The following is a 21,896-nucleotide window of genomic DNA, read 5'->3' on the forward strand; positions in this document are numbered from 1 at the left end:
AGTTCCTACCTTTCTTTTCCAAAAACAAACAACAAAGATATCGCTTAATCGAAGCTATAAAGATAATCTATTACTCTAATATAGTCAATCCTCGCCTGAAAGCCAAGTGCTATCGGATGGGCAGTGTTTATTAGCTCTTCCTTCGTTATGGACTTTCTTCCTCCATCTAGCATTCTATCCCAATACATGAAGAGCTTTTCTGCCTCTAAATAGAATATCTCATCTGATGAAGAAAATCGAATAATTACAAAACAGATTCCATTTTGGTCACAAACAGACCGCATATGTTTGATTTGGTGGTCATGGAAGTTATTCAGGGGAAAAGAGGTCCCGTGCTTTGTTTCCTTAGCCTCAAAATCAATGTATTTGCCTTTATATACCCCATTATAGTCTGTTGTAGATGCCTGTTTAAAGTAAGCCTCTTTTATCTTATAGGCACGAATTTTAAAGGGCGAAATACAATGTTCCTTGTGCTTGTCTTACTATTTGATTTTCGCCCTTTTGATATGGGCGTAAATTTTTACTATGCTAGTCTATTTTATAATAATAAACCATTTTAAGACACTATTTTACATCAAATTATGTAATTTGGATTAAAAAAACAAAAATTAAAATATAGAGACTTACTTTTGTTTAATTCTTTGTGAACTATTTATTCTGAAACATAAAAACATAAAGAGAAACTTCTTTATTAAAGCCTCTAAATTTGCGTGAGATAGGTAATCCAAATCTACTTAAAAAATGCCTAGTTTGATTTATATTTCGGAAAACAACTCCTTTTTACTTTATAATTTGGTGCTAATTATTTAGCTAGTCCAGTTTTCATTACGTTTAAATAATTATATGAAAGAGGTAATGATAAAATGATGGAATAACATATTATTGAAAGCCGAAATGTAATTTTTCGGATAATTAAACACAGGGGTTTCGTTAAAATTAAGGAAAAAGAGGGGGTTAGATAAATGAATTTACAGATAAATGAGGGGCCGGGTTAAACAAAAAAATTGGGAGACTATAAAATAAGTCCCCCTTTGATGTTATTCGTGATGTATTTTTATTATTTCCAGTTAAATATGAAATATAATATCATCTGCCCCGCAAATTGGAATATAGAAATGTATAAAGGTAAATTTTAGATAATTAATTAATAATTGTTATTTTTTTGTAATAAATTTCTTCTCATAATTAGTTTTTTATTTATTATATATATCTATGGGAGTAATTATTTCCCCCTCATTATTATTCTATGGAGAAATAATAAAAAGGAGGCTATTTAAATGCAACCCATAGAAAATATTATTCCGGCAGTTAGCCGTATCCCTAGAAAGTTACCTGCTCAAAAATTGGAATTAAGTAATAAACGAACAAGACATTCAAGACGGTTTCTTCATCCAGATGGTCACTTTACCGAAGAAATTTTCCTCAAACCACAGTTTTATAAGAACTCAAAAAGTAGAAAATGGGAAGAAATCAATAATAATCTTGAGCAATACGATAATAACCCTCATTATTATGTTAATACAGCCAACGATTTTATTACTTTATTTGCCAAAAACACCTCGGATTCTAGATTATTTACAGTAAGTAAAAATCAATTTGAACTCACACTTACTCCTTTGGACACAAATCCGGTATTAGGAGCAGTAAATGAAAATACTATTACCTATTCTAATATTTACCCGAATATTGATTTGAGATAATAGTCGAAGAAAGCTCTGTTAAAGAGTTTTTGATTTTAAATACGAGAACAAAGGATAGATTCTCATTTCAGATTGAGTTAAAAGGATTAAAAGTAGAACAAGTATCTGGAAAGACAGTATTTGTTGACAAAGATGGCCAAATTCAATGGTTTTTTGATGACCCATTTATGGTTGATGCTACTGGAAAACGGTCTGATCAAATTTCTCTTTCTTATCGAGAAGAAAATAATAAATGGTTTGTAGATATCGTCATCGATTCTCAATATCTTCAAGATTCTAATACAGTACTCCCTGTAACAATTGATCCCACAATTAATAACTGGAATGTTGTGCAAGATAACTTTATAGCAAGCAATTTTCCGACATCAATTTTTAGAAGCAACAACTATATGAATACGGGGTATAATAACTATTTTGGAATAACACGGAGTTTAATACGATTTTTCTTACCTAATTTACCAAGTGACGCTGTTATTCAAAAAGCTACATTTAATGCATATCAAACTGTTCAGGATGGAAAAACGGCTTCTGTTGATCTCTATCGAATTACAAGTAATTGGGCGCCAACCGTAACTTGGGACACTCAACCTTCCACTGCAATGACTAAGGACTCTACAGTAACATCTAACATTGCGAATCAATATTGGTCTTGGGATATAACAAAGCTTGTGAAGGATTGGTATAATGGCGTACAACCGAATTATGGTATTTTATTAAAACAACAGAACGAAACAACTTCAGCAAACAAATCCTTTAATACTGTAAATAGTGGCATGAATACACCAAGATTGACTATTGACTATATTGTTGATCCTATTGGGGTGGAAGATTATTGGACATTAACAAAGGATAATGTAAATCCAGCAAACGGGAACTTTGTCTTTCAACAAACAGATGTTAGTATTTCTGGGATAGGGCCAGATGTAACGTTAACCAGAACTTATAATAGCCGAAAATCTATGACTGCCTTTTCAATGTTTGGATATGGGTGGATGCTGAATTATCAAATGCGATTAGTCGATGCGGGTACTGGGCCTATTACTTTCATTGATGAAGACAGTACTCGACATATTTTTGGAGAAAACCCTAACGGTGGATATGAGACACCAGATGGTTTGTATCTTGAGTTAGTAAAAAATACGGACGGGACCTACAAATTAACAGCAACGGATGGTACTGTGTATATTTTTAATAAAAATGGGTTACTAGTTTCTATTTTAGATACAAATCAAAATAATTTAAGTCTAACTTATAGTACAAATGACAAGATTATCGAGATTTCTGATACCTCTGGACGTAAAACTACTTTTTCATATGGTAGTCATGGATATGTTGAATCGATCAAAGATCCTGCTAATCGAATGATTTCGTTTTCGTATGATACTTCTGGAAATTTGGTTAGCGTAACAGATGCTGATGGTCATAAAACATCGTACCAATATGATACAAATCATAAAATGATAAATTTGACTAATTCAAATGGTCAAACTCAGTTAATAGATTATGATGCTTCTAATCGTGTAATAGCTTTCCACCGCCCGATGATTATTAATGGAGTCCTGACTACGAGTACAACAAAATATATATACGACACAAACAATACAATAACAATGGTTACAGATGGGGAAAATCGTCGGACAGATTATAGTTATAATCTTAATGGAAATGTTGTACAAATTACAGAAAATCCACTAGATCCAAAAAACAGGAGTATAACTACCTATGAATATGATAATCAGAACAATTTGATATCTGTAGTAGAACCTAATGCGAATGAAGCAGATCCAAACAAAGCCTATTTCTTTACCTATGATGAATATGGAAATATTACATCCATTCAAAAGCCAACAGGCGACAAGGCTACGATGACTTATAATAATATGAGTAGTTTAACAAGTGAAACTGATTTTAATAACAACAGAAGTGAATATCAATATGATGAAAATCAAAATCAAACAGAAACCATAGATCCAATGAAGCAGTCTGCAGCTGATCGATATAATGATGTTGGAAATCTAGATTATTCCACTTTTCCACTATCAGCTGCCGTAAATTTAGTATTAAATTCAAGTTTTGAAATACCCAATTTTTCAAATGTATGGCCGGAACATTGGAACAGGGAAACTGCCCGTGGGGCAACAGCTTCGTTTAATTGGTCTTCTACTGCAAAGTTTGGTAAAAAGGCAATAAGTATTTCAAATACGACTGGTTGGGCAATTGTAGCTTCTGATCCCGTACCATTCGAAAGTGGCGCTACTTATGTAGCAAGTGGATTTATTAAAACTGAGAATGTAAAAACGAAAGCTATTATTAAAGCAGAGTATCTAGATGCTACTGGAAATTCAATTGGTCAAACTTATGCCTATGGTTTACGTGGAACTCATGACTGGACTCGTGTTCATGTTGTGACAGGTACTCCGCCAATAGGTACTGCTAGTATTCGTGTTGCTGTTGGTTTAAATGATGCTGACACAGGGACTGCTTATTTTGATGGAATTCAACTTGAAATGGGCTATGTTTTAAGTGCCTATAATTTGGTTAACAATCCAAGTTTTGAACATGATACAAATAACGACGGCGTACCAGATTACTGGACTCCTTATAACTTATCTTCTGCAGATGGAATTGATACTTTATTATCCTTTACGGGACATCAATCATTTAAAATTACTGGAGAAACCGGTAAAGAGAAACGGATTAAACAAAGTATCCAAATTTCTGGTGATAAAACAACAAAAATGACATTATCGGGATGGTCGATGCAACAAGGAGCTTCTGCAAATGGAGGTTACTATGCTATACAGGTAAGATTTAACTATTTAGATTCTAATCTAAATCCATATTCAAGTGCTAATGATTTTAGCCCTGTGAGAGATGGGTGGCAACATATAGTTGCTGAAATTAATCCATTAGGAAAATTTGAATCAATTGATGTGTATTATTACTTTTATAATCAGACTGGTACAGCATGGTTTGACGCAATGCGCCTAGAAATAGGACCAACTATTACAGGATATAAGTATGATGGTAATCCAAATAACCCAAAAACACAAAACTATGTTACGGAAATTACAGATCCAAATGGCAATACTGTTTTCTACACATATGATCCAGTAGGAAACCGAACAAGTATAACAGATGGTAAAGGGAATAAAACGTTGTATACCTACAATGGGAATAATCAAGTTACGAAAGTTACTGATCCAAAGCAAAATGTAACCACATATGGATATGACGGAGAAGGGAATCGAATTAAGCAAACTGATGCAAAAGGAAATGTAACTTTGTATGAATATACTAGTTTCAATGAACTAGCAGCCATTACCAATCCATTAAATCAACGTACACTGTATGAATATGATAAGAGTGAGAACTTAACGGAAGTAACGTATCCAAGTGGAAATAAGGTATCATATACCTACGATGCATTAAATCGTCCAGTTTCTATCAGTTATAACGGAACGACAAAATGGAGCTTTTCCTATGATGCTAATGGAAATATTACATTAGCAACCGATGAACAAGGGAATGCAAATACGTATAGTTATGATACTGATAATCGTTTAGTTAAAAAGGTCGCCCCAAATGGAAAGGTTATTAACTATGCGTACGATAAAAATGGCAATACTGTTGCTACTTCGTACTCAGCAGGATCTACAATGGTAAACAATAATTATGGATTTAATCCGTTAGACCAGTTGGTTACGATTGCAAGAAACAGTAATAATTTAGTGAATATCACTTATGATGAACGTGGAAATATTTCTTCCGTTAAAAATACAAACGGTACTTATACTTCTTATGAGTATAATGGTGGAAATCAACTTATTTCAGTAAAAATTTATGATGTCAATGGAAATTTAATCAATTCATTTATTTACTCATATGATTCCAATGGAAATCAAATAAGTATTGTTACCTCCGAAGGTGCGATTCGATTTAAATATGATGCATTAAATCAGCTTATTCAGGAAACACTTATTGATGGAACAATTATTGATTACGAATATGATACCGTAGGAAACAGAATAAGTAAGACGATAACTCAAGGTGGGGCAACTTCCCAAATTCTCTATAATTATGACAAGGCTGATCAATTAATTAGCGTTGGAGGAACACCTTACAGATATGATTCAAACGGAAATCTAATTGACAACGGCACATATATTTTTGTTTACAACGCTGATAATCGATTAACGGAAGTTCGGAATAAATCTACTAACAATCTAATCGCCTCATATAGATATGATGAAGAAGGTCGTCTTACAAGAAAAACAACACCAAGTTGGACTGCCAATTACTATTATGATCAAAACAACAATGTAATATTTGTAACTGATGCTGCTGGTACTATTTCAACAGAGTATACTTGGGACTCTCAAGGCCATCCGTTGACCATGATCCAAAATGGAGATACGTATTATTATCACCTTAATGGTCACGGGGATGTAGTTGCCATAACGGATAAAAATGGTACAGTTGTAGCAAGTTATAGATATGATGCGTGGGGAAATATAATTAGTAAGTCGGGGCCAATGGCGGATATCAACCCTTATCGATATTCTGGATATCGTTGGGATGAAACTATTGGTATGTACTACTTACTTAGCAGGATGTATGATCCTTCAACCGGACGGTTTATAAAAATGGACACATTACTTGGCTTTGAAGGAAGGCCTTTAAGTTTAAATAAATATATTTATAGTTACAATAATCCTGTTATGCTAATTGATCCAGATGGACATTCACCATTTTCTTGGAATAGACTTAAAAGATCAATACAGTACGCATTCACTACTTGGGCAGCTCAATATTTTGGCTGGGATGCTGCTGAGGATATTATCCAAGCAGTTCCGGCGTTAATTGAGAAAACTTACAGGTCATATCAATCAATATTAAAGGGCTATAAACTAACAAAATCACTTAATACAGTATTCAGAAATGCTTTAAATAAAACCATACTAGGGACTCGTGCTTTTAAAAATACATTGCTTGTTACTATTAAAAAAGCTGCTAGAAAACAAGGTGCTAAATTAGCTTTAAAAGGAATTGCAAAAGCTGCATTTGGTTGGGTTGACATAGGTGTTTTCACTGGAGCATTGGTTTACGGTTACACTTGGAAGTTTAGAAAAATTAGTTAATTATTAATATTTAAAATAAGAATACGAAATACGCCTCAGATTATTTCTCTCTGAGGCACTTTTTTAAAATTATATTCCACTCGGATTTAATGGATGAAAATCTTAAAGTAAGATTCATTCTTATTTTCTATAATTTAGCACACCTGTAAATACTATTTATAATTAAGGAGGGTAATTTATGAAATACTTTATTGGTGTTGTAATGGTTATCTCCGGTGTTTTGCTCCTTGTTATTACAAAAAATAAAGAATTTAAAGAAATAGAGCAATCTTTAGTTATTGCATACTCATTTCTAATTTTCGGTATAGTATATTTATTATATAAATATTTTCGTAAATCTTAAATCGAACATCTTGTATTTGGCAATTAAAAAATGTATCAAACGGCAATTAAGGCTATTCATTTTAATGAATAAACTCTCAGTGCCAAGTCGCTTGACATGGAGCCTCTGCGGGTATAATTTCTAGCAAAGGAACAAGCCGTGGGGCTTTGCAAGGCACACGAGCCTATCATACCCGCCACTCCATGTAAAGCGGCGAATATACACTAAACACTGCATACCCTTAATTGCCAAACACTACAATTTCTAAATGCCAGCAACACATCTTGTTGAAAAAGGACTACCTTTAAGATAGAAAATATCAAATGATTTTTCCATACACTATTTATATGAACAGAATATCATTTTATTAGATGTGGAAAATATCCACCTAATTTCCAATGTTAGATAATGAAGAGCATATCTTATTTAATAGCCAACTTTGTCCCAATTATAAATAGTCCTCTGAGAAGTTGTCCATTCTGATTTTCTTATATGTTCAAATGTCATCTTTCCTCCAATTTGCCATATCGCTAAGACGTTCGTGGTCTCCCTCCACTAATTTAGCGCTTTTAGCTTTGACTTTTTCTGTTTAAGTTCATCAATTTAATATTCCTTTAATCCATTTCTCTTATCACGAAAACCTTTTTCATATATACAAGTAGAACAATCCTTTGGTATTACAAATACTGTAAATAGTTAACCTAAACCCGTTTGGGGTTGATTATTTATAGCACTTAGTAAAGAAGTATTTGTAAGACCTAAAGGGACAGCATACTTACCGGATTAAACAGCATTTTGTTCATCGACATATCTTCCTTTGGTGGCTGTACACTCACATAGTCTTTCTTGAAGGTTAAGACTAAAAATATGATTACATTTCTTGCATAGCAATAATTTCAACTGATTTCTCCTTTTACTCAGGTTCCCTATTTTATAAACAAGAAATATATTAAAAAGGTTGTTAGAATTTTAAGGAGACATATATAAATGCCACTTATTTTACTAATTTTATATCAAACGATTATTTTCAGCATCGTACTAATTGCTAAAGTACTATTAGAAAATTATAATGGATCCTTATCCCATCTAAATTTATTAACGACTTTCTTTATTTCATATTTCAGTTACGGACTGTCACTTTTATTTTTAGTATATATTTATAAACGATACAATTCTATTTCATTTAAAAGAAAAATCATAACATCAATATTATCTTTTTTGCTTTCTTTTTTAATTATGTTTATATTTTTATCAATGCTAGAAAGTCATTTTATGGAATAGGAAATGAAATCGACTTTTTGTTTATTTTAAATTTATAGCCATAAATAAAGGGCAAAAAACAATATATCTTTTGACTATTTTACCATTACCGCACTTTGATTTAGGCGTTAACTTTTAAATCTTGAAGATAAACGAGCTTGAAGAACAGCAAACTGACAGGCTCCAGAGGCCCATAAAACTGCTTGAGAGCGTTTTTAAAGAGGGGGAAGATAAAACATCTGTTAACCCTTGAAATAGACTACCAAAAGGATCTTATAAACGTTAACAATGAGTATGGTGACAAGCTTAAAGAATTTTATGAGAGTATGGATAAACAACGTCAATTATTCGAAGAAAGGGCAAAGAATTACTCAAAGTCAAAATAAGCTAGAAAAATGAAAAATAGGCATCCTATAATGTCCCCTGCCAATTAATGTGGCAGGGGATATTAAATACGAACCCATTTTTGTAACCTATTCATCCTTTCGATTTATCATATCGAAGAGCTGATCAATATCTTCACCTGCAGTTTTTGCACTTCCAGCTAATGAGTTAAATCTGTCTATTTTCTCCTGTTTAAGTTGTTCAGTGCTTTGATTTTCCTGTATTTGATCATTCCTTTTATCATAAAAATCTTGTTCATCTAGAAAAGTAGAACAATCCCTCGGTATGACAAAAGCTGTAAATAGTTCACCTGAACCCGATTGGGGTTGATTCTTTATAGCACTAAGTAAAGAAGTATTTGTAAAACCTAAAGGGACAGCATACTTACCGGAATATACAGCATTTTGTTCATCAATATATCTTCCTTTGGTTGCTTTACACTCACATAATCTTTCTTGAAGGGTAAGACTAAATATATGATTACATTTCTTGCATAATAATAGTTTCAACTGAATTCTCCTTTACTCAGGTTCCCTATTCTTATAAATAGGGCTTTGTTAAGGCTTTGTGTTGATATAAAAAAGTTTTTAGAATTTTAAAAGTAGAGTTTATCAATAATCTTTATGTAATCAATTGATGGGCGATATCCAACCTTAATTTCATTTCCTTTGTCCTCGAATATTTTAAATGGAATTGATTTTCTTCCCCCTTTTGATTGATTTTTCCAATATTCAATGATTACTTCTGCATCTAAATGAAAAACCTTATTTAATGTCTTAAAATAAAAGATTGCAAAGCAAATCCCACCATGTTTTTTAACTCTCTCCATATGTTCTATTTGATGTTGATGAAAATTACTCAGAGGAAATGATGTTTTGTTTTTTGTTTCTTTTGCATCAAAGTCTAGATACCTACTTTTATAGATACCACAATAATCAAGAGTAGATGGAGTCTGATAATATGCCTCATTTATGCGGGTAGAGGAACGCCGACTATAATCTACAGATACAACTGTGATTGGTGTTGGCTTCTTGTGTACAACACAAATATCTTGAGTAAGATAAAAATCATTACTTTCATTTATCAGTTCTTCTAGCCTCATTCCACGGTTAGAATAGGAGTCATTTTTTTTTGCTAAGTTGTTTTGTTTAACAATATTTTGCTTACCAATGTATGACTTCCCATTAGGATACTTTATTTCCATATTTTTACACCGCCTAAAACATTTTAAATAAACATTTCATCTTTATTCAGCCCTAAATCTATTTTTAAAGGATTTTTTACTTTCGATTGAAACAATATTTTCTTCAGGGGGCATTTTATTAGATTTATCTTCAACTTTTTCGTGTGAAGGTGAAAGAAATTCCAAAGGGTTTTCAAATACACTTCGTAGTGCTGCTAAGGCAAAATCTTTAGTCTCGCTTTTATATTCTTTCATGATCATTCTATAAAGGTCAAAGACAAGATTTTGTAGTTCCTCTTTTTCGCATAATAACTCTTTTTTTGATAATTTTATATCCGAAATTTCCGTTTCTAGTTTCTCTACTTTTTCTTTCAGATTTTTTTCTCGATTAATAGAATTTCGCAAGTGATTTTCCAATGGTATAAGTGCTTCTATTAGCTCTTCTTTATTTTTATGCTTTTTTTCAACCAAATCGGTCACATTTGGTATTGTTATTTGTTTCCCTTCAGAATTGGTTAATTTAACTGTATCGATTCTATTTCTTTGATCAATCAACTTTCTACCAAGTCGATCTTTTTTCTTCCAAAATTCATAAGAGGGCAGGGAGGGGATTCTTCCCTGATTGAATAACTCTTCAGTAAATTTAAATATCTCCATTGGTTTAATTAGACCTGCTGTTTTTATTTCATTCTTAAACAGACCAATTATTCCCTTTACCTGATCCTCTGATAATGTTAAATTTCTCCCTCGTTGTCCCACGATGTCATTTTTCCTCCTAGCAAACCAGTTTTAGCTTGTATCATTGAAATTTGCTTAATCTTTGCATTTAATCCGTTAATCGTTGTCATATGTTTAGTTTGAAATGAAGGATCATACCCACTTAATTCATTGGTTAATAATTGCCTTTCAATGTTTTCTAGCACGGAAACAATTTCTTTAATTTCATTTCGTCTGTTTAATAATTTCCTAGCAATGACCTCGGATTTTTCTTCTAATTCATCGGGAGAAATACTCCAATAGTCACATAAAATACATTCTTTACTTTGACAGCGTTGGAGTTCATCTGTACAGTATCCAACATCTTTTAATTTCTTTTTGAAACTATGCGAGATAGTTGTGTAGGCTTTGGCCTTTATTTTTTCAGGTATGAAGATAAGAGACATTTGATCTTCTTCAATTCTGCTCTCTATACCCCAATTTTGATATTGGGTCATTAATTTAAATACTTCTGTATCAACCCATTGTTCAACATGATAAGAGTAGTGAAATTGTGCTGTAATTGTTTGATGCCCGCCTAATCTTGCTCTTTCAATTGGTGGAACACCTTGAAGCATTAAGTTAACAAAAGCAATATGACGAGTATGTATGGGTGTTAATCTGTTTTCTTTTTTTACTAAAACATTATATTTTTTTTCAATGATTTCGTTATAAAATCTGTGTAATAAATGATAGAAAACTTGATTTGAGAAATAGTCTAGATTCTTTTTTTGATTATTTCTATGCCAGTGATTATTTATTTCTGTAGCAGCCAATGAATTATAGGAAATTAGTGTTTTAGTTTCCCCATATTGTTTAGTAAAATCAATATAATTATTAATCTCATAATATATTTCTGGACTAATCATAATTTGGTCTATAATTTGAATGTTATTTTTGTTTACCTTCTTTAATTTCTTTCGAGGTAATTTTATGTAATAAAGTTTACCTTCTTTTGTTTCAGTAAATGACAGACAATTACGTTCAATTAAACAGAATTCAGAGGGACGAATTGGAATTATTGTTGTTAGATTCCACCATATCTTTATCGGGAAATATAAGCATTTTAACCTGTTTATTTCTTCTGATTGTTCATTGGCGTGTAGCTTATTAAAAAAATCATTTAATATCCTATCAAATTCAAAAATCCAATATGGAGGGGGAAGCATTCTGACACCTGAACTTGGATTCAATTTGGATTGGTATTTTTGCAATATAGACATTACATCTTCCATATTCGTTAACTCGGAATAATCCAAAAAATTATAAACTGCAGTCAAAAAGTCTTTTTTCGTAGAGTTTTTTCGTTCGCTATGATCAATTTTATCTAAGAAATCAACTACTTTATCAGCTTGATACCCGAATGATTCAACTGTAAATTTTATTACATGGTTCAATGTTCCCTGTACGGTTCTATATGAATAATTGTCCAATAGATAAGTGGTCCAGCACTTTATAATTTTTTTAAGATGTTTAAGTGAACTTTTTTTAAATATTATTGAATTTAATTTTTCAAAATTTAAGTGAATATGGTTTCCTTTGTTAAATTCGTGTTCAACAATCCATAAGTCTTCGTTGAATTCACCTTGAATTAGGATTTTTTCTTTTTTTAACCGATTTAACACCTTTTTTGCGTGTATAACGCCATCAAGATTAAAAGAACTATCAGCTGCCAAATTAAGTTCTTCTACTGCATTAATTTCATTCATTTCTTATGCTCCTTCGTTAAACATATTTAGGTTCATATGAGAGATAATATTCAATAGGTTTATCCCCGAAATTTACTAAATCAATTAGATCTAGATAGTCGTTATATTCCTTTTTTCCACCTTCAAAGAATTCATATACAATATCTCCAAATTCCTCCTTAGCACTTAAAAATTCGTCCAAATATATATACAAATGATTAACAATTTTTCTCCTTTCAAACTCATATCCTTCGGCATCCTCAAAAGTTTCTTTAAATTCTTTAAGTGTTTCTATAATCCTATTTACAAGAGATACTATCGAATAAAAATTAGGAATCGCATATGGACATCCATGACAAGGGCCATTTTTATCATCTTTATTAGGCTTAACACATCCGTCCTTACCATTCAAACACATTATATTTTCTTGCCTACTCGGTATTATATTTGTATTGATTTCAAAGAGAAGTTTACTTGCTTCCTTTCGATTTAAACTTAAAATTTTGTCTGCAACAGATATCTTCTCTGAAATAAGATGATTTATAAAACCACTAGTAGCTTCAATTCCTTGAACCCCATTGAATACACTTTTAATTGCTTTGATTTGTTCTGTTTCTTTTTGAAAGTCATTATCCTGTTCTTTGCTTAAAACAATTTTTGATAATAATTTTGGTATGTATCCAAAACTTCCTCTTCTAAATAAGTGATCTACTAAAAAATCTAACTCTTCATCTGGTATTGTTAGATAAATATTTGTAGTTTCATAATCGTAATGAGATCTAAGCCTTTTTGAAACTTCCAGTGCTTGGGAAGAGTTACCACTTTTTGATAGAATTAAATACATAAAAACTAGCAGGGACCTATTCATTTTTTTACTTTCGAATTTTATAGTATTTTTATAGGTGAAAGAATTAAAAAAACCATTATATGCAGTCCTTAGAGGCTTAGAATGGTTTGTATTAAAGTAAAATAATTGATCCTTTTCAGTCTCGGAATTATTAACATTTATATATTCAATTTCAGGATATAATTCATTTGCAACAAGTGTGCAAATGATTGCAGAAGTAGCAAATGCCACTGTTAATAATTCCGAACAATAAAAATTATTTAAGCTTCTATTTTTATTCATCAAATATTCCTTAATTTGATACTGATAAACAACTTGTTTTGCTTCCTCAAATTTTAAGTCTTTAGTTTTAAATTCTTCTAAGGAATGAATTCCGAGTCGTTCTAAAAATCCTTGTTCAATCCGAGGGAGGGAGGTAATGAAATCCATAGCCCTCCAAGCGTTATTTAAGTGGACTAGCGTATATAACCACATAGATGCGTAATGGACAGATTTTTGTAGATTTATCTTTTTTATAGCATCATCGATTGCCTTACTCTTATGTTTTTCAACATCTGCAACATAAGATAGTAATTCTTGATATTCTTTAAAATCATAGATATCTTTTTTGGGACTATCTTTTGTTGAAGTTTTATAAGGATTTATCAAATGTTTTAATGTATAGACATTCTTTCCTAGAGCTATTTGTTTTTTGTGATAATCTCTGAAAAAACTATATAGTTTTTGCCGTACAATAACTTGTATATCTGTGTTAAAGATATGTGTATTAATATCGTTTGCAGTACAGTTACTTAGTTCTTTTTCATTGAGATATTTAACTAATACCTTTTTACAATTAAATATTGTATTAATATGATCCCTAGAGGATTTTGCATTTCTAGAAGAATTCTTGAACTGCATTTCTGCAAAATCTTCCCAAGCTTTCATGGTCTCTTTGCTCTTATCAGAAAAATAAATATTTTCAGCTGTACACAATAAATTGTAAGACGATAACCCGTCATCACTTACTAGTTGAGACTTATAATTTTTTCTTTTCTTTCTTTTTACATATTCATCTATATCCTTTTTGTGAAAAAATGTTACCGTTTGGCTCCCTTCATATCTAACAGCTGCTTTTAATAAGATTGTTAGTTGAATAGGAGCAGGTTGAATAAAATGTGAAGGAGGGCGATACCCAATAAGGTCAATTACTTGTTCGGAAGAGTAATATTTATCTTTATATTCTTGTTGCTTTTTCTCTAGTTTCTCAATATCCTTCTTCAAATAATATTTTCTGTGATACCGCCCATGACCAAATGAATAATATTGTAGTCCTTCTTCTTCTCTCAATGTAGATAGTAGATGTGAATCTGCAATCCCAAGCCTTTCTCTTACTTCCTCCGAGCTAATAAATTTATCAGTTTCTAAATTTTTTCGGATTTCTATGGCATCTAAAATTTCTTTTCTCGGATGAAAAATTTTTCTGCCAATTTTTATAGTGTCTATATTTTTATATAGACCAAAGTTTCGAATATAATAGAGTTCTCTATATGTAATACCACACTTCTTTACTAGCATATCTGCTGATATGTATTTTTCATGAAAGGTGTCAACGTCTGAAGACTTAAAAAATAATTTATTCTTATTAATAAAGGTTTCTGTTTGAACAACTTCAATACTATTTTGTTGACAGAAGTCTATTATTTCTTCAATAAGCGCCTGTTCGGGGTGTTTTTTGTAGCCGAGAGATCGAGCCATTTGAGCAGTATTTATGTAATCTTGTTCAACTATAGATTTACTTATATTTTTAGTAGTATTCAATTTCAACTCTTGATTCTCCATAAATTCGCCCTCTCGCTTTGATTTCCTTTAACATATCCTTATCAAAAATACCATATTGTTCATGTGATAAATTATTCAGTATATTCATAGCTGCTTTTGTTGCTTCGTGAGAAAGTTTTGTATCTACATATTCCATTGCCGAATCCACGTTTGTATCGCCTCTTGCTATTGCTATTTGTGTAACAGAAAAACCCAAATCCATTAATAAGTTAGTAAAGCACCCTCGTCCAATATGGGTACTCCAACTACTATCTTTAAACAAGAGGTAATCCTCATGCATTTTAATCTTTTCCAAGAACGCTTCTTTCACTTTTTTAAATCTTTTTTCAAACACTTTTGCTGACATTGGTTGTCCATAGGAATCGTAAAATAGAGGCTGGATCGTCTTATAATTGTTTAACTTTCCTTTTTTAAAATCTATATCCATTTGTTTTAAGTGTTGATAAAATATTTCCCAAACTAAGTCGTTCGTGTATATTTGCTGTCTTGCCAATGATGGATCTAAATATCTTAATCGCTTAGGGTATTCGTTACTTGTATCTTTAAGTCTTGAAAACAATATTTTTCGGTTATCTCGTATATCAATAACTAATGTTTTTCTTGACTTTTCGTGTATATTTGCTCTTGTTATATTGACAACTTCGCCTCTACGAAGTCCCCCAAAAAATTCAAAACAAATACCGAGAGCTATGTCAGGAGCTATCTCAGTAGCAGTTTGTATAAAAAGTGGTACTAAAAAAAATCTACTTTTTCCGAAGTCTTTGAGTTTATGAGCTTTTCGAATGACACCAGTCTCGGTTTGACGAGGTAAATATCTTGTTAATCCATTTATATCATTAAATACAGTCGTTACATTTCCATTTTCGTTTGTTTGATAAGTGAAGTTTTCATTTAACCATCCTTTTTCTAAAAGGAAAACGAAAAATCGGCTTAAATGATAATCGTAATCTTTAACTGTATTTCTTTTCCTTTTTTCAGATGTCTTATAATTTAAAAATTCAACCCCGTGAAACCTCCTTAAACCATAGATACCTTTTTTTCTAAGGTCTTGGTAGTCTTCTGCACCTTCTTGAATTCTTGAAATTACAAAGTTCATAAATCTACACACAGTTCGTGCAAAAGCAAAATATGTATTAATAGAGCCATCCTTATACTCGAATTCCTGTAATATAAAGTAAGAAAGGGGGTGGGGAATCAATAAGGAGGAATCTTTTCTTTTTATACAAATTAGCACAGTTTCCCTTTCCGAAATTATATTTACTATCTTGTCCTTTACCATTACTTTTCTACATACAAACTCCATATTGGTTAGTTCGCTTTTTAGTATGTTAATCATCTTTTATCCTCCGAGCATATTAATTAGTCCTCTAACCAATTATAAAAAGGAATTTCCCTGCGGGGTTGTGCTTGTGGTACTGATTGAATTCTTGCCACATTTTTATTTCGTTTAATTGGAACGGTATCGGTAGTCCACCCTTTACTTATTGCCTTTTTAATAAATGCGGGAGGATTTTTAACTTTGGTAGGGGATAGCTGCATGATTAATAATATTTCGAGCGTTCTATGAATACCAACATACGATAATAGCCCAATCATTTTCTCTGTAGGATCAGTTAAGGTAACAGCTTTATAAGCTAAAGCAACCATTTCACTAACTTTTTCTTGATTTGTGTCTTGCGGATAGACTTTAGGGGATTGAAAACTTGTACTTGTTTGCTTTGCAATAATCGTTTTTAGATCCTCTATAGGTATTTGCCATCCTTGTGTATCGGATTCTTTTTTTGCGTTAGGGAAATCCCCTTTACGAAGATAACGTCTAATTGTTTCTTCACTTTTCTTCAGATATTCAGCAGCATGTTTTACAGTCAATAAATCGTCCAATATATTCACCCCATTATGTATGCTTTACACAAAAGATCCCCATTGGTCTAATTATTTCTTCTCTACAACACAACTACAACAAAAAATGTCGTAGTTGTAGTAGAGTCTACTTAGAGTCTCTACACAGTCTACAAAGTAATTATGAATTTATAGTATCATTTTAAATAAAATTAAAACACCCCTTTTTTGAAAAAGGGGTGAAATACTTTTATGTCCACAAACATTGATATATCAGTAGTTATTGATGGTTTTATTGCTAAGCAACATAATTTAGCCCTGTACCGTACCTATAATTTATGACTGCCGCGCTTCTTTTCGGGTAGTCAACCTTTACGATTTGTAATGGAGTTGGCTTTTTGTGGATGACTGCTTTGCCCAGTTCTAAGTAGTATTGGTTTGTTATGTTGATATCTTCTTCAAGTGTCATGCCCCGGTTGCTGTAGCTGTGCTTTTTGCTGGCGGAGCTGTTCGTTTTTAATTTAGGTATATACTTTTTTCCGTTTGGATAATGAAGTTTCACATTTTCACCTCGCAGCTTTTAACCCTAAGAAAGAATAACTTCATGATAACAACAAACAATATAACATAATTTCTGAAAAAGAGGTGTCTTTTGTGGTAGGTATAAATGAGCATTTCTTATCAACTGAAGAGAAGGAGCTAATAAAAGACATACGCTGTTTAACAGAAAAAAATAACTTAGATAATATTACGAGAACAGACAGTTATCTCGAATATTATACCATGAATAAAGAAATCCAATGGTCACTCCTTGCAAGCCTCGTGTCAAGGAATGCGGGCTGGAATATGTGCGACTTGGCTGGAAGCTGGTTTCCCTTGTCTTTAAACGAGAAAACTCGCCTCAATTTATTTGCTACGTATGAACGGGCAAACTGGATGATTTTTCAAGATGCATACCCACAGCTGCTTCTCTATGAGTATTCGACGAAAAGAAGAGCGCCAATGTTTCATTTACTTAAATATTTTTCTGTTTCCACTTTTATGGAAAAGGAATGGCAGCATTATTGGCAGTATCGGAATAAAAAAAGGCTTGTCTTCAGCCTGATCATCAATGAACAGAATGTCATTGAAAAACCAATCATTAAAAATAAGCTGTTCCAAAAAGAGGTTTTTCATACATTCGCCTATAGGTTTCAAGATTTCTGGCATTTCAGTTCCGTGTTTTTCCCAACACTTAATGGAGACATATATGGAAGGAGTGTCTCATCATTCAGCTCATTGGATCGCCGCATTCAGCTTGGCAAAGAATTATATGCCATTTTGTTTAATACAAGGCTAAATGAGTCTTTTCTGCAATTTGCACTAAATATACCACATACAGGTTCACGGGCTGATTATGAAAAATATGTTTACCCTCGGCACCGCAAAAACACGCCCATGCTTAGGACGAGCTATCCTGTTTTTATACAAAAGGAAACGAGCGGAAATGATTGGAGTATCCATACAAGAGTGAAGGCCAAATGGAAAAAAGACAGTGTCCAAGTGGAACTAGCGCCTATGACAGAGTGGTACAAAAGAAAACAGGAAAAGCTTCACAGGATGATAAAGCTAGAAACTTTTTTTGCTGGCATTTTTTAAACTAGAGAAGCTTTGCTGTCGAAATGAAGAAGGTCGATTGGAGAATTCCCGCTTTCTTTGACGAATCCCTTCTAGTTTTGTCAGGCATGCAGGACTTAACAGGGAAACAGAGAAATCAGTATACACAATAAGCATGGAGGGGATTAGATGTCTGTTTATAATAAAGAGGAATTGATGAATTTACTGGAAGGAATACAGGAAGACTTAGTAGAACTCGACCAGTTATTACAGGATAGGAATACTGCCTTGACTAACGACATCATGCTGCATGAACAAACGCTCGACCACTTGGAAGGAGCGTTGGCCTCCTTTGAAGACAGATGCTTAACTTCCCAAAACGAATCAGATTATAATCAACACCAACCGTATATGAGCAGCCTTTCATTAAAACTTGAACTAGGATCATAAATTCACTAAAATAAAGAAAAACATGTTTTACGTTATATTGGAGTGCAGCTATGACAAATTTTCAGCGTTTAAAAGAGCTTACAGAAGAATTACAAGAAAGTGCTAATTACTTGGTGGACATCTTTCAAAAAGTAAAATCGACAGGAGAAAGCGAAGATTTTTACGAGGTTGTCAGACCATATGCCAATAAAGTGGCAGACTGGAATGCCGAGTGGAAGGATCTTGCTGAAGAGTGGGTGAAAACAGAAAAACCCCTTTATCTGCATCCAAGCCAAATAAGCACAGCTTCTGATCATCTGGAGGTTATCTCGATACAAGCCTTTTTCAAGGAGACGAGTAAAAAAAGATTTTTAGATTCAGCAAAATCAGTGCAATTTATTTTACAGACTGTTTTAGACAGACTGTAAAAAAAGATAACCATAATGTTTCTGCCGTTTATGAAGCTGTATAAAACCAGCCTCAAAATAAGGAGCATTATTTTTTTTTTGCTTCCTTTTCCCTTTTAGCAGTTAGGCACCATCTAGGCATTTTATACATAAGATAAAAGAGGGCTGCATGAATAGGAGGGGATATATATGCATCAAAACATAAATATGCATGGACATTTAACAAACAGTGGGCGTGCTTATATGAACGGCTATGCTTCTCACCCCCAAAACGTCCAAACGTTTGACCGTACATTTAATCCATATATGAATCAAGGATGGAACCCAATGATGAATCAGCATTATCCAGGGTATTACGGTAATGATGTGAACCAGCAGCATCAAGCTTTTGGCGGTTATGAGCAAAGCTATTTTCATCCGCAAAATGCTTATAAGCCAAATACCCAAAATGTGTTTCAAAACCCGCTTCACCAGCAAGAAGAAATGTATCAGCCGATGATGCAGCAAAGCATGCACCAGCAGTATATGAATCCATATCCGAAACAATCGTTTAACCAGAAAAAACAAGGCAATTTCAAAGGCTTTATGAACTCATTTAAATCACAGGACGGGTCCTTAGACTTCAATAAGATGCTAGATACAGCTGGAATGATGATGAACGCCATGAACCAAGTAACAGGAGTTGTCAAAGGTGTTGGAGGAATATTTAAAGTATAGTCATCTGTGAAAAAAAACTTGCTGCAGATATGCAGCAAGTTTTTGCTTTTTCTTTTCACCTTACCAGCGATTAGCTTTTGCATTTCGACGTAGGATAAGATTATTCCTAGACATTTCCGTATGCCCGTTTACTTGCGACTTGGAACGTTTAGGTCTAGTCCAATTATGATGAAATAGCTCAGAATGAGGATCCAAATTATCTTTGTAACTCATCAAATCACCTCTTAGCAGGATTTAAAGAAAAAGGAATGCCCAAAAAGGAATGATCCTTTATGGAACATTCTTTAGTATGCGTCTAATTCAAATTTTTACTCTAAAACAGTTATCTATTATGAAAGGATATTTATTTTTTTACCTTTTTGTTTTTTGACTCGTATTGTTAAAAGACCGTTCTGATAGGAAGCTTTCACTTTCTTTTCATCAATAATATAGGGAAGAGCGATTGTTCGGGAGCTTTTTTTGTAAGTTTGGCTTTTATGAACGAGTTGCTGGTTTTCATTCTCCTCTTGCACTAATTCTAAATGGGTGACACTGATTGTTAAACGATAATCAAATACATCAAGATGAATTTGCTCTTTATTAATACCTGCAAGCTCCGCTTTTATTATATGTTCATCTGCTGTTTCGTTGACAGAAACGGGGAAGGACATATTGGGAAAGGGATTGCTAAAGAATTCATCCATTGACTGCAGGAAATTCTTAACAGGTCTTTCTTGGAAAAATTGATTCATGGATTTTTTTATTAACTGAAACGGCTCTTGCTTTTCAGGATTGTTTTTTCTCGGTTCAAAAGGGAATTGTGATGACATGCTAGCACATCCTCCTTTATATAGGTTTTTGTGAATAGTTTATGCATCAAACATTTGTGGGTGCTTAACTATCTAGACGAAAGGTTGGCAAATCTTAAAATACATGTTTTTAAATACCGGAAAAATAGCTTAAAATATACGTAAGACGTTTAAAAAAGGAGTTAACAGTTATGGGAACAATAACGATAGATAACCGTGAGCTTAACTTTGTGGAGCAAGGCAGAGGCAATCAACAAACAGTTGTCCTGCTTCACGGCTTTTGCGGAAGTACAGAATATTGGAAAAAAATGATGGAGCCACTTTCAAGTAAATATCATGTAATCGCCATGGATTTACGCGGTCATGGCAAATCAAGCTTTGACGGCGAAGCATTCGAAATGGAGGACTTAGCCCGTGATGTTCAAGTGCTTCTAGATACCCTTGAAATTGACACTGTCCATTTATTCGGCCACTCCCTCGGCGGATATGTTACATTGGCTTTTGCTGAAAATTATCCCAATAGACTTAAAAGCTATGGCCTGATTCATTCCACTGCTTATCCGGATACAGATGAGGGCAAAGCAGGCAGGCTTAAAGCGATTGAAAAGATTCAGGACTTAGGAATACATGCGTTTATCGACGGTCTTATTCCGAACCTGTTTGCAGCAGATTATAAACTCGTAAACAAAGAGGAAGTTTTGGAAGTGAAAGAAATCGGCTATAAAACAGATCCTCTTGCAGCAATGGAAACATTAGCAGCAATGAGAAAACGTCCAGATCGCAATGCTGTCATCGACCAGCAGTCTTTCAGGTTTTTACTCGTACAAGGGAAATTTGATAAGGTGGTTCCAGCTGACCGTGCTGTTCGTTCCTCTGCACCATATGTAACAGTAAAAGTACTAGATGCAGGCCATATGGGCATGTTGGAAAATCCAGAAGAACTGCATTCACTCTTGACCGATTTTATTGATAGCAGTACAAGCTAATTTACTCTTTAGGTAATTTCTGGATAGATTGA

At 33.0% G+C, this 21,896-nt stretch carries 17 protein-coding genes and 2 pseudogenes; 8 read left to right on the forward strand and 11 right to left on the reverse strand.

The window, feature by feature from the left end:
• Nucleotides 1-44: 44 nt before the first annotated feature.
• Nucleotides 45-446, reverse strand: a pseudogene (gene recU, locus M3600_RS12805) (Holliday junction resolvase RecU); the annotation flags it as partial.
• Nucleotides 447-1,277: 831 nt separating this feature from the next.
• On the opposite strand from recU (M3600_RS12805), the gene M3600_RS12810 reads away from it, so the two are divergent.
• The 3 genes from M3600_RS12810 to M3600_RS12820 all read left to right on the forward strand — a co-directional run bounded on the left by M3600_RS12810 (nt 1,278) and on the right by M3600_RS12820 (nt 7,184).
• On the forward strand, nt 1,278-1,700 hold the full coding sequence (locus M3600_RS12810; RefSeq protein ID WP_251646287.1) for a hypothetical protein: 423 nt from the start codon (nt 1,278-1,280) through the stop codon (nt 1,698-1,700).
• Between the two features lie 29 nt (nt 1,701-1,729).
• On the forward strand, nt 1,730-6,841 hold the full coding sequence (locus M3600_RS12815) for a DNRLRE domain-containing protein (RefSeq protein WP_251646289.1): 5,112 nt from the start codon (nt 1,730-1,732) through the stop codon (nt 6,839-6,841).
• Between the two features lie 178 nt (nt 6,842-7,019).
• Nucleotides 7,020-7,184: a hypothetical protein gene (locus M3600_RS12820; protein ID WP_251646291.1), complete on the forward strand. Its 165-nt coding sequence runs from the start codon at nt 7,020-7,022 to the stop codon at nt 7,182-7,184.
• 1,712 nt (nt 7,185-8,896) lie between these two features.
• On the opposite strand, the gene M3600_RS12825 is transcribed toward M3600_RS12820, so the two are convergent.
• The 8 genes and pseudogenes from M3600_RS12825 to M3600_RS12860 all read right to left on the reverse strand — a co-directional run.
• Complete coding sequence (locus M3600_RS12825; protein ID WP_251646293.1) at nt 8,897-9,316, reverse strand: hypothetical protein; 420 nt, start codon at nt 9,314-9,316, stop codon at nt 8,897-8,899.
• Nucleotides 9,317-9,402: 86 nt separating this feature from the next.
• Nucleotides 9,403-10,011, reverse strand: a complete 609-nt coding sequence (gene recU / locus M3600_RS12830; protein ID WP_251646295.1) for a Holliday junction resolvase RecU — start codon at nt 10,009-10,011, stop codon at nt 9,403-9,405.
• A gap of 42 nt (nt 10,012-10,053) precedes the next feature.
• Entirely contained in the window at nt 10,054-10,749 is a 696-nt protein-coding gene (locus tag M3600_RS12835) for a hypothetical protein (RefSeq protein WP_251646297.1), read from the reverse strand.
• Complete coding sequence (locus M3600_RS12840; protein ID WP_251646299.1) at nt 10,725-12,455, reverse strand: hypothetical protein; 1,731 nt, start codon at nt 12,453-12,455, stop codon at nt 10,725-10,727. The genes M3600_RS12835 and M3600_RS12840 overlap by 25 nt, the downstream gene beginning before the upstream one ends.
• A gap of 16 nt (nt 12,456-12,471) precedes the next feature.
• Nucleotides 12,472-15,102 (reverse strand): hypothetical protein, encoded by a 2,631-nt coding sequence (locus M3600_RS12845; protein WP_251646301.1) that lies wholly within the window; start codon nt 15,100-15,102, stop codon nt 12,472-12,474.
• Nucleotides 15,068-16,438 (reverse strand): site-specific integrase, encoded by a 1,371-nt coding sequence (locus tag M3600_RS12850; RefSeq protein ID WP_251646303.1) that lies wholly within the window; start codon nt 16,436-16,438, stop codon nt 15,068-15,070. Before M3600_RS12850 ends, M3600_RS12845 begins: the two co-directional genes overlap by 35 nt.
• Nucleotides 16,439-16,461: 23 nt before the next feature.
• Complete coding sequence (locus M3600_RS12855; protein ID WP_251646305.1) at nt 16,462-16,983, reverse strand: helix-turn-helix domain-containing protein; 522 nt, start codon at nt 16,981-16,983, stop codon at nt 16,462-16,464.
• A 283-nt stretch (nt 16,984-17,266) separates the two neighbouring features.
• A pseudogene (locus tag M3600_RS12860) lies at nt 17,267-17,503 on the reverse strand (Holliday junction resolvase RecU); the annotation flags it as partial.
• A gap of 92 nt (nt 17,504-17,595) precedes the next feature.
• Here M3600_RS12860 and M3600_RS12865 point away from each other — a divergent pair.
• From M3600_RS12865 to M3600_RS12880, 4 genes are all read left to right on the forward strand, one after another.
• Nucleotides 17,596-18,579 carry a DUF2515 family protein gene (locus M3600_RS12865; RefSeq protein WP_251646307.1) on the forward strand — a complete coding sequence of 328 codons (984 nt, stop codon included), beginning with the start codon at nt 17,596-17,598 and terminating at the stop codon, nt 18,577-18,579.
• Nucleotides 18,580-18,726: 147 nt separating this feature from the next.
• The gene (locus M3600_RS12870) at nt 18,727-18,987 is read left to right on the forward strand and encodes a hypothetical protein (RefSeq protein WP_233313393.1); all 261 of its coding nucleotides are present in this window, start codon (nt 18,727-18,729) and stop codon (nt 18,985-18,987) included.
• Nucleotides 18,988-19,037: 50 nt separating this feature from the next.
• Entirely contained in the window at nt 19,038-19,394 is a 357-nt protein-coding gene (locus M3600_RS12875; protein WP_251646309.1) for a YppE family protein, read from the forward strand.
• Nucleotides 19,395-19,562: 168 nt separating this feature from the next.
• Nucleotides 19,563-20,090 carry a YppG family protein gene (locus M3600_RS12880; RefSeq protein ID WP_233313395.1) on the forward strand — a complete coding sequence of 176 codons (528 nt, stop codon included), beginning with the start codon at nt 19,563-19,565 and terminating at the stop codon, nt 20,088-20,090.
• Between the two features lie 60 nt (nt 20,091-20,150).
• Here M3600_RS12880 and M3600_RS12885 read toward each other — a convergent pair whose 3' ends face one another.
• Complete coding sequence (locus M3600_RS12885) at nt 20,151-20,303, reverse strand: YpzG family protein (RefSeq protein ID WP_233313396.1); 153 nt, start codon at nt 20,301-20,303, stop codon at nt 20,151-20,153.
• A gap of 116 nt (nt 20,304-20,419) precedes the next feature.
• Nucleotides 20,420-20,899, reverse strand: coding sequence for an Hsp20/alpha crystallin family protein (locus M3600_RS12890; protein WP_233313397.1), 480 nt, complete (start codon nt 20,897-20,899; stop codon nt 20,420-20,422).
• 170 nt (nt 20,900-21,069) lie between these two features.
• Between M3600_RS12890 and M3600_RS12895 the strand changes: the two genes are divergently transcribed.
• A complete protein-coding gene (locus M3600_RS12895; protein WP_251646311.1) occupies nt 21,070-21,864 on the forward strand; it encodes an alpha/beta fold hydrolase in 795 nt (264 codons plus the stop codon).
• Nucleotides 21,865-21,896 lie beyond the last annotated feature (32 nt).

This window comes from Niallia sp. MER 6 (assembly GCF_023714395.1).
Lineage (GTDB): Bacteria > Bacillota > Bacilli > Bacillales > Cytobacillaceae > Niallia.

What these genes read in the sequence shown, in the direction of transcription:
- M3600_RS12810 (WP_251646287.1), top strand. Translation starts at nt 1,278, where the DNA reads ATGCAACCCATAGAAAATATTATTCCGGCAGTTAGCCGTATCCCTAGA.
- M3600_RS12820 (WP_251646291.1), top strand. Translation starts at nt 7,020, where the DNA reads ATGAAATACTTTATTGGTGTTGTAATGGTTATCTCCGGTGTTTTGCTC.
- recU (WP_251646295.1), bottom strand. Translation starts at nt 10,011, where the DNA reads ATGGAAATAAAGTATCCTAATGGGAAGTCATACATTGGTAAGCAAAAT.
- M3600_RS12840 (WP_251646299.1), bottom strand. Translation starts at nt 12,455, where the DNA reads ATGAATGAAATTAATGCAGTAGAAGAACTTAATTTGGCAGCTGATAGT.
- M3600_RS12845 (WP_251646301.1), bottom strand. Translation starts at nt 15,102, where the DNA reads ATGGAGAATCAAGAGTTGAAATTGAATACTACTAAAAATATAAGTAAA.
- M3600_RS12850 (WP_251646303.1), bottom strand. Translation starts at nt 16,438, where the DNA reads ATGATTAACATACTAAAAAGCGAACTAACCAATATGGAGTTTGTATGT.
- M3600_RS12870 (WP_233313393.1), top strand. Translation starts at nt 18,727, where the DNA reads ATGTCTGTTTATAATAAAGAGGAATTGATGAATTTACTGGAAGGAATA.
- M3600_RS12875 (WP_251646309.1), top strand. Translation starts at nt 19,038, where the DNA reads ATGACAAATTTTCAGCGTTTAAAAGAGCTTACAGAAGAATTACAAGAA.
- M3600_RS12880 (WP_233313395.1), top strand. Translation starts at nt 19,563, where the DNA reads ATGCATCAAAACATAAATATGCATGGACATTTAACAAACAGTGGGCGT.
- M3600_RS12885 (WP_233313396.1), bottom strand. Translation starts at nt 20,303, where the DNA reads ATGAGTTACAAAGATAATTTGGATCCTCATTCTGAGCTATTTCATCAT.
- M3600_RS12890 (WP_233313397.1), bottom strand. Translation starts at nt 20,899, where the DNA reads ATGTCATCACAATTCCCTTTTGAACCGAGAAAAAACAATCCTGAAAAG.
- M3600_RS12895 (WP_251646311.1), top strand. Translation starts at nt 21,070, where the DNA reads ATGGGAACAATAACGATAGATAACCGTGAGCTTAACTTTGTGGAGCAA.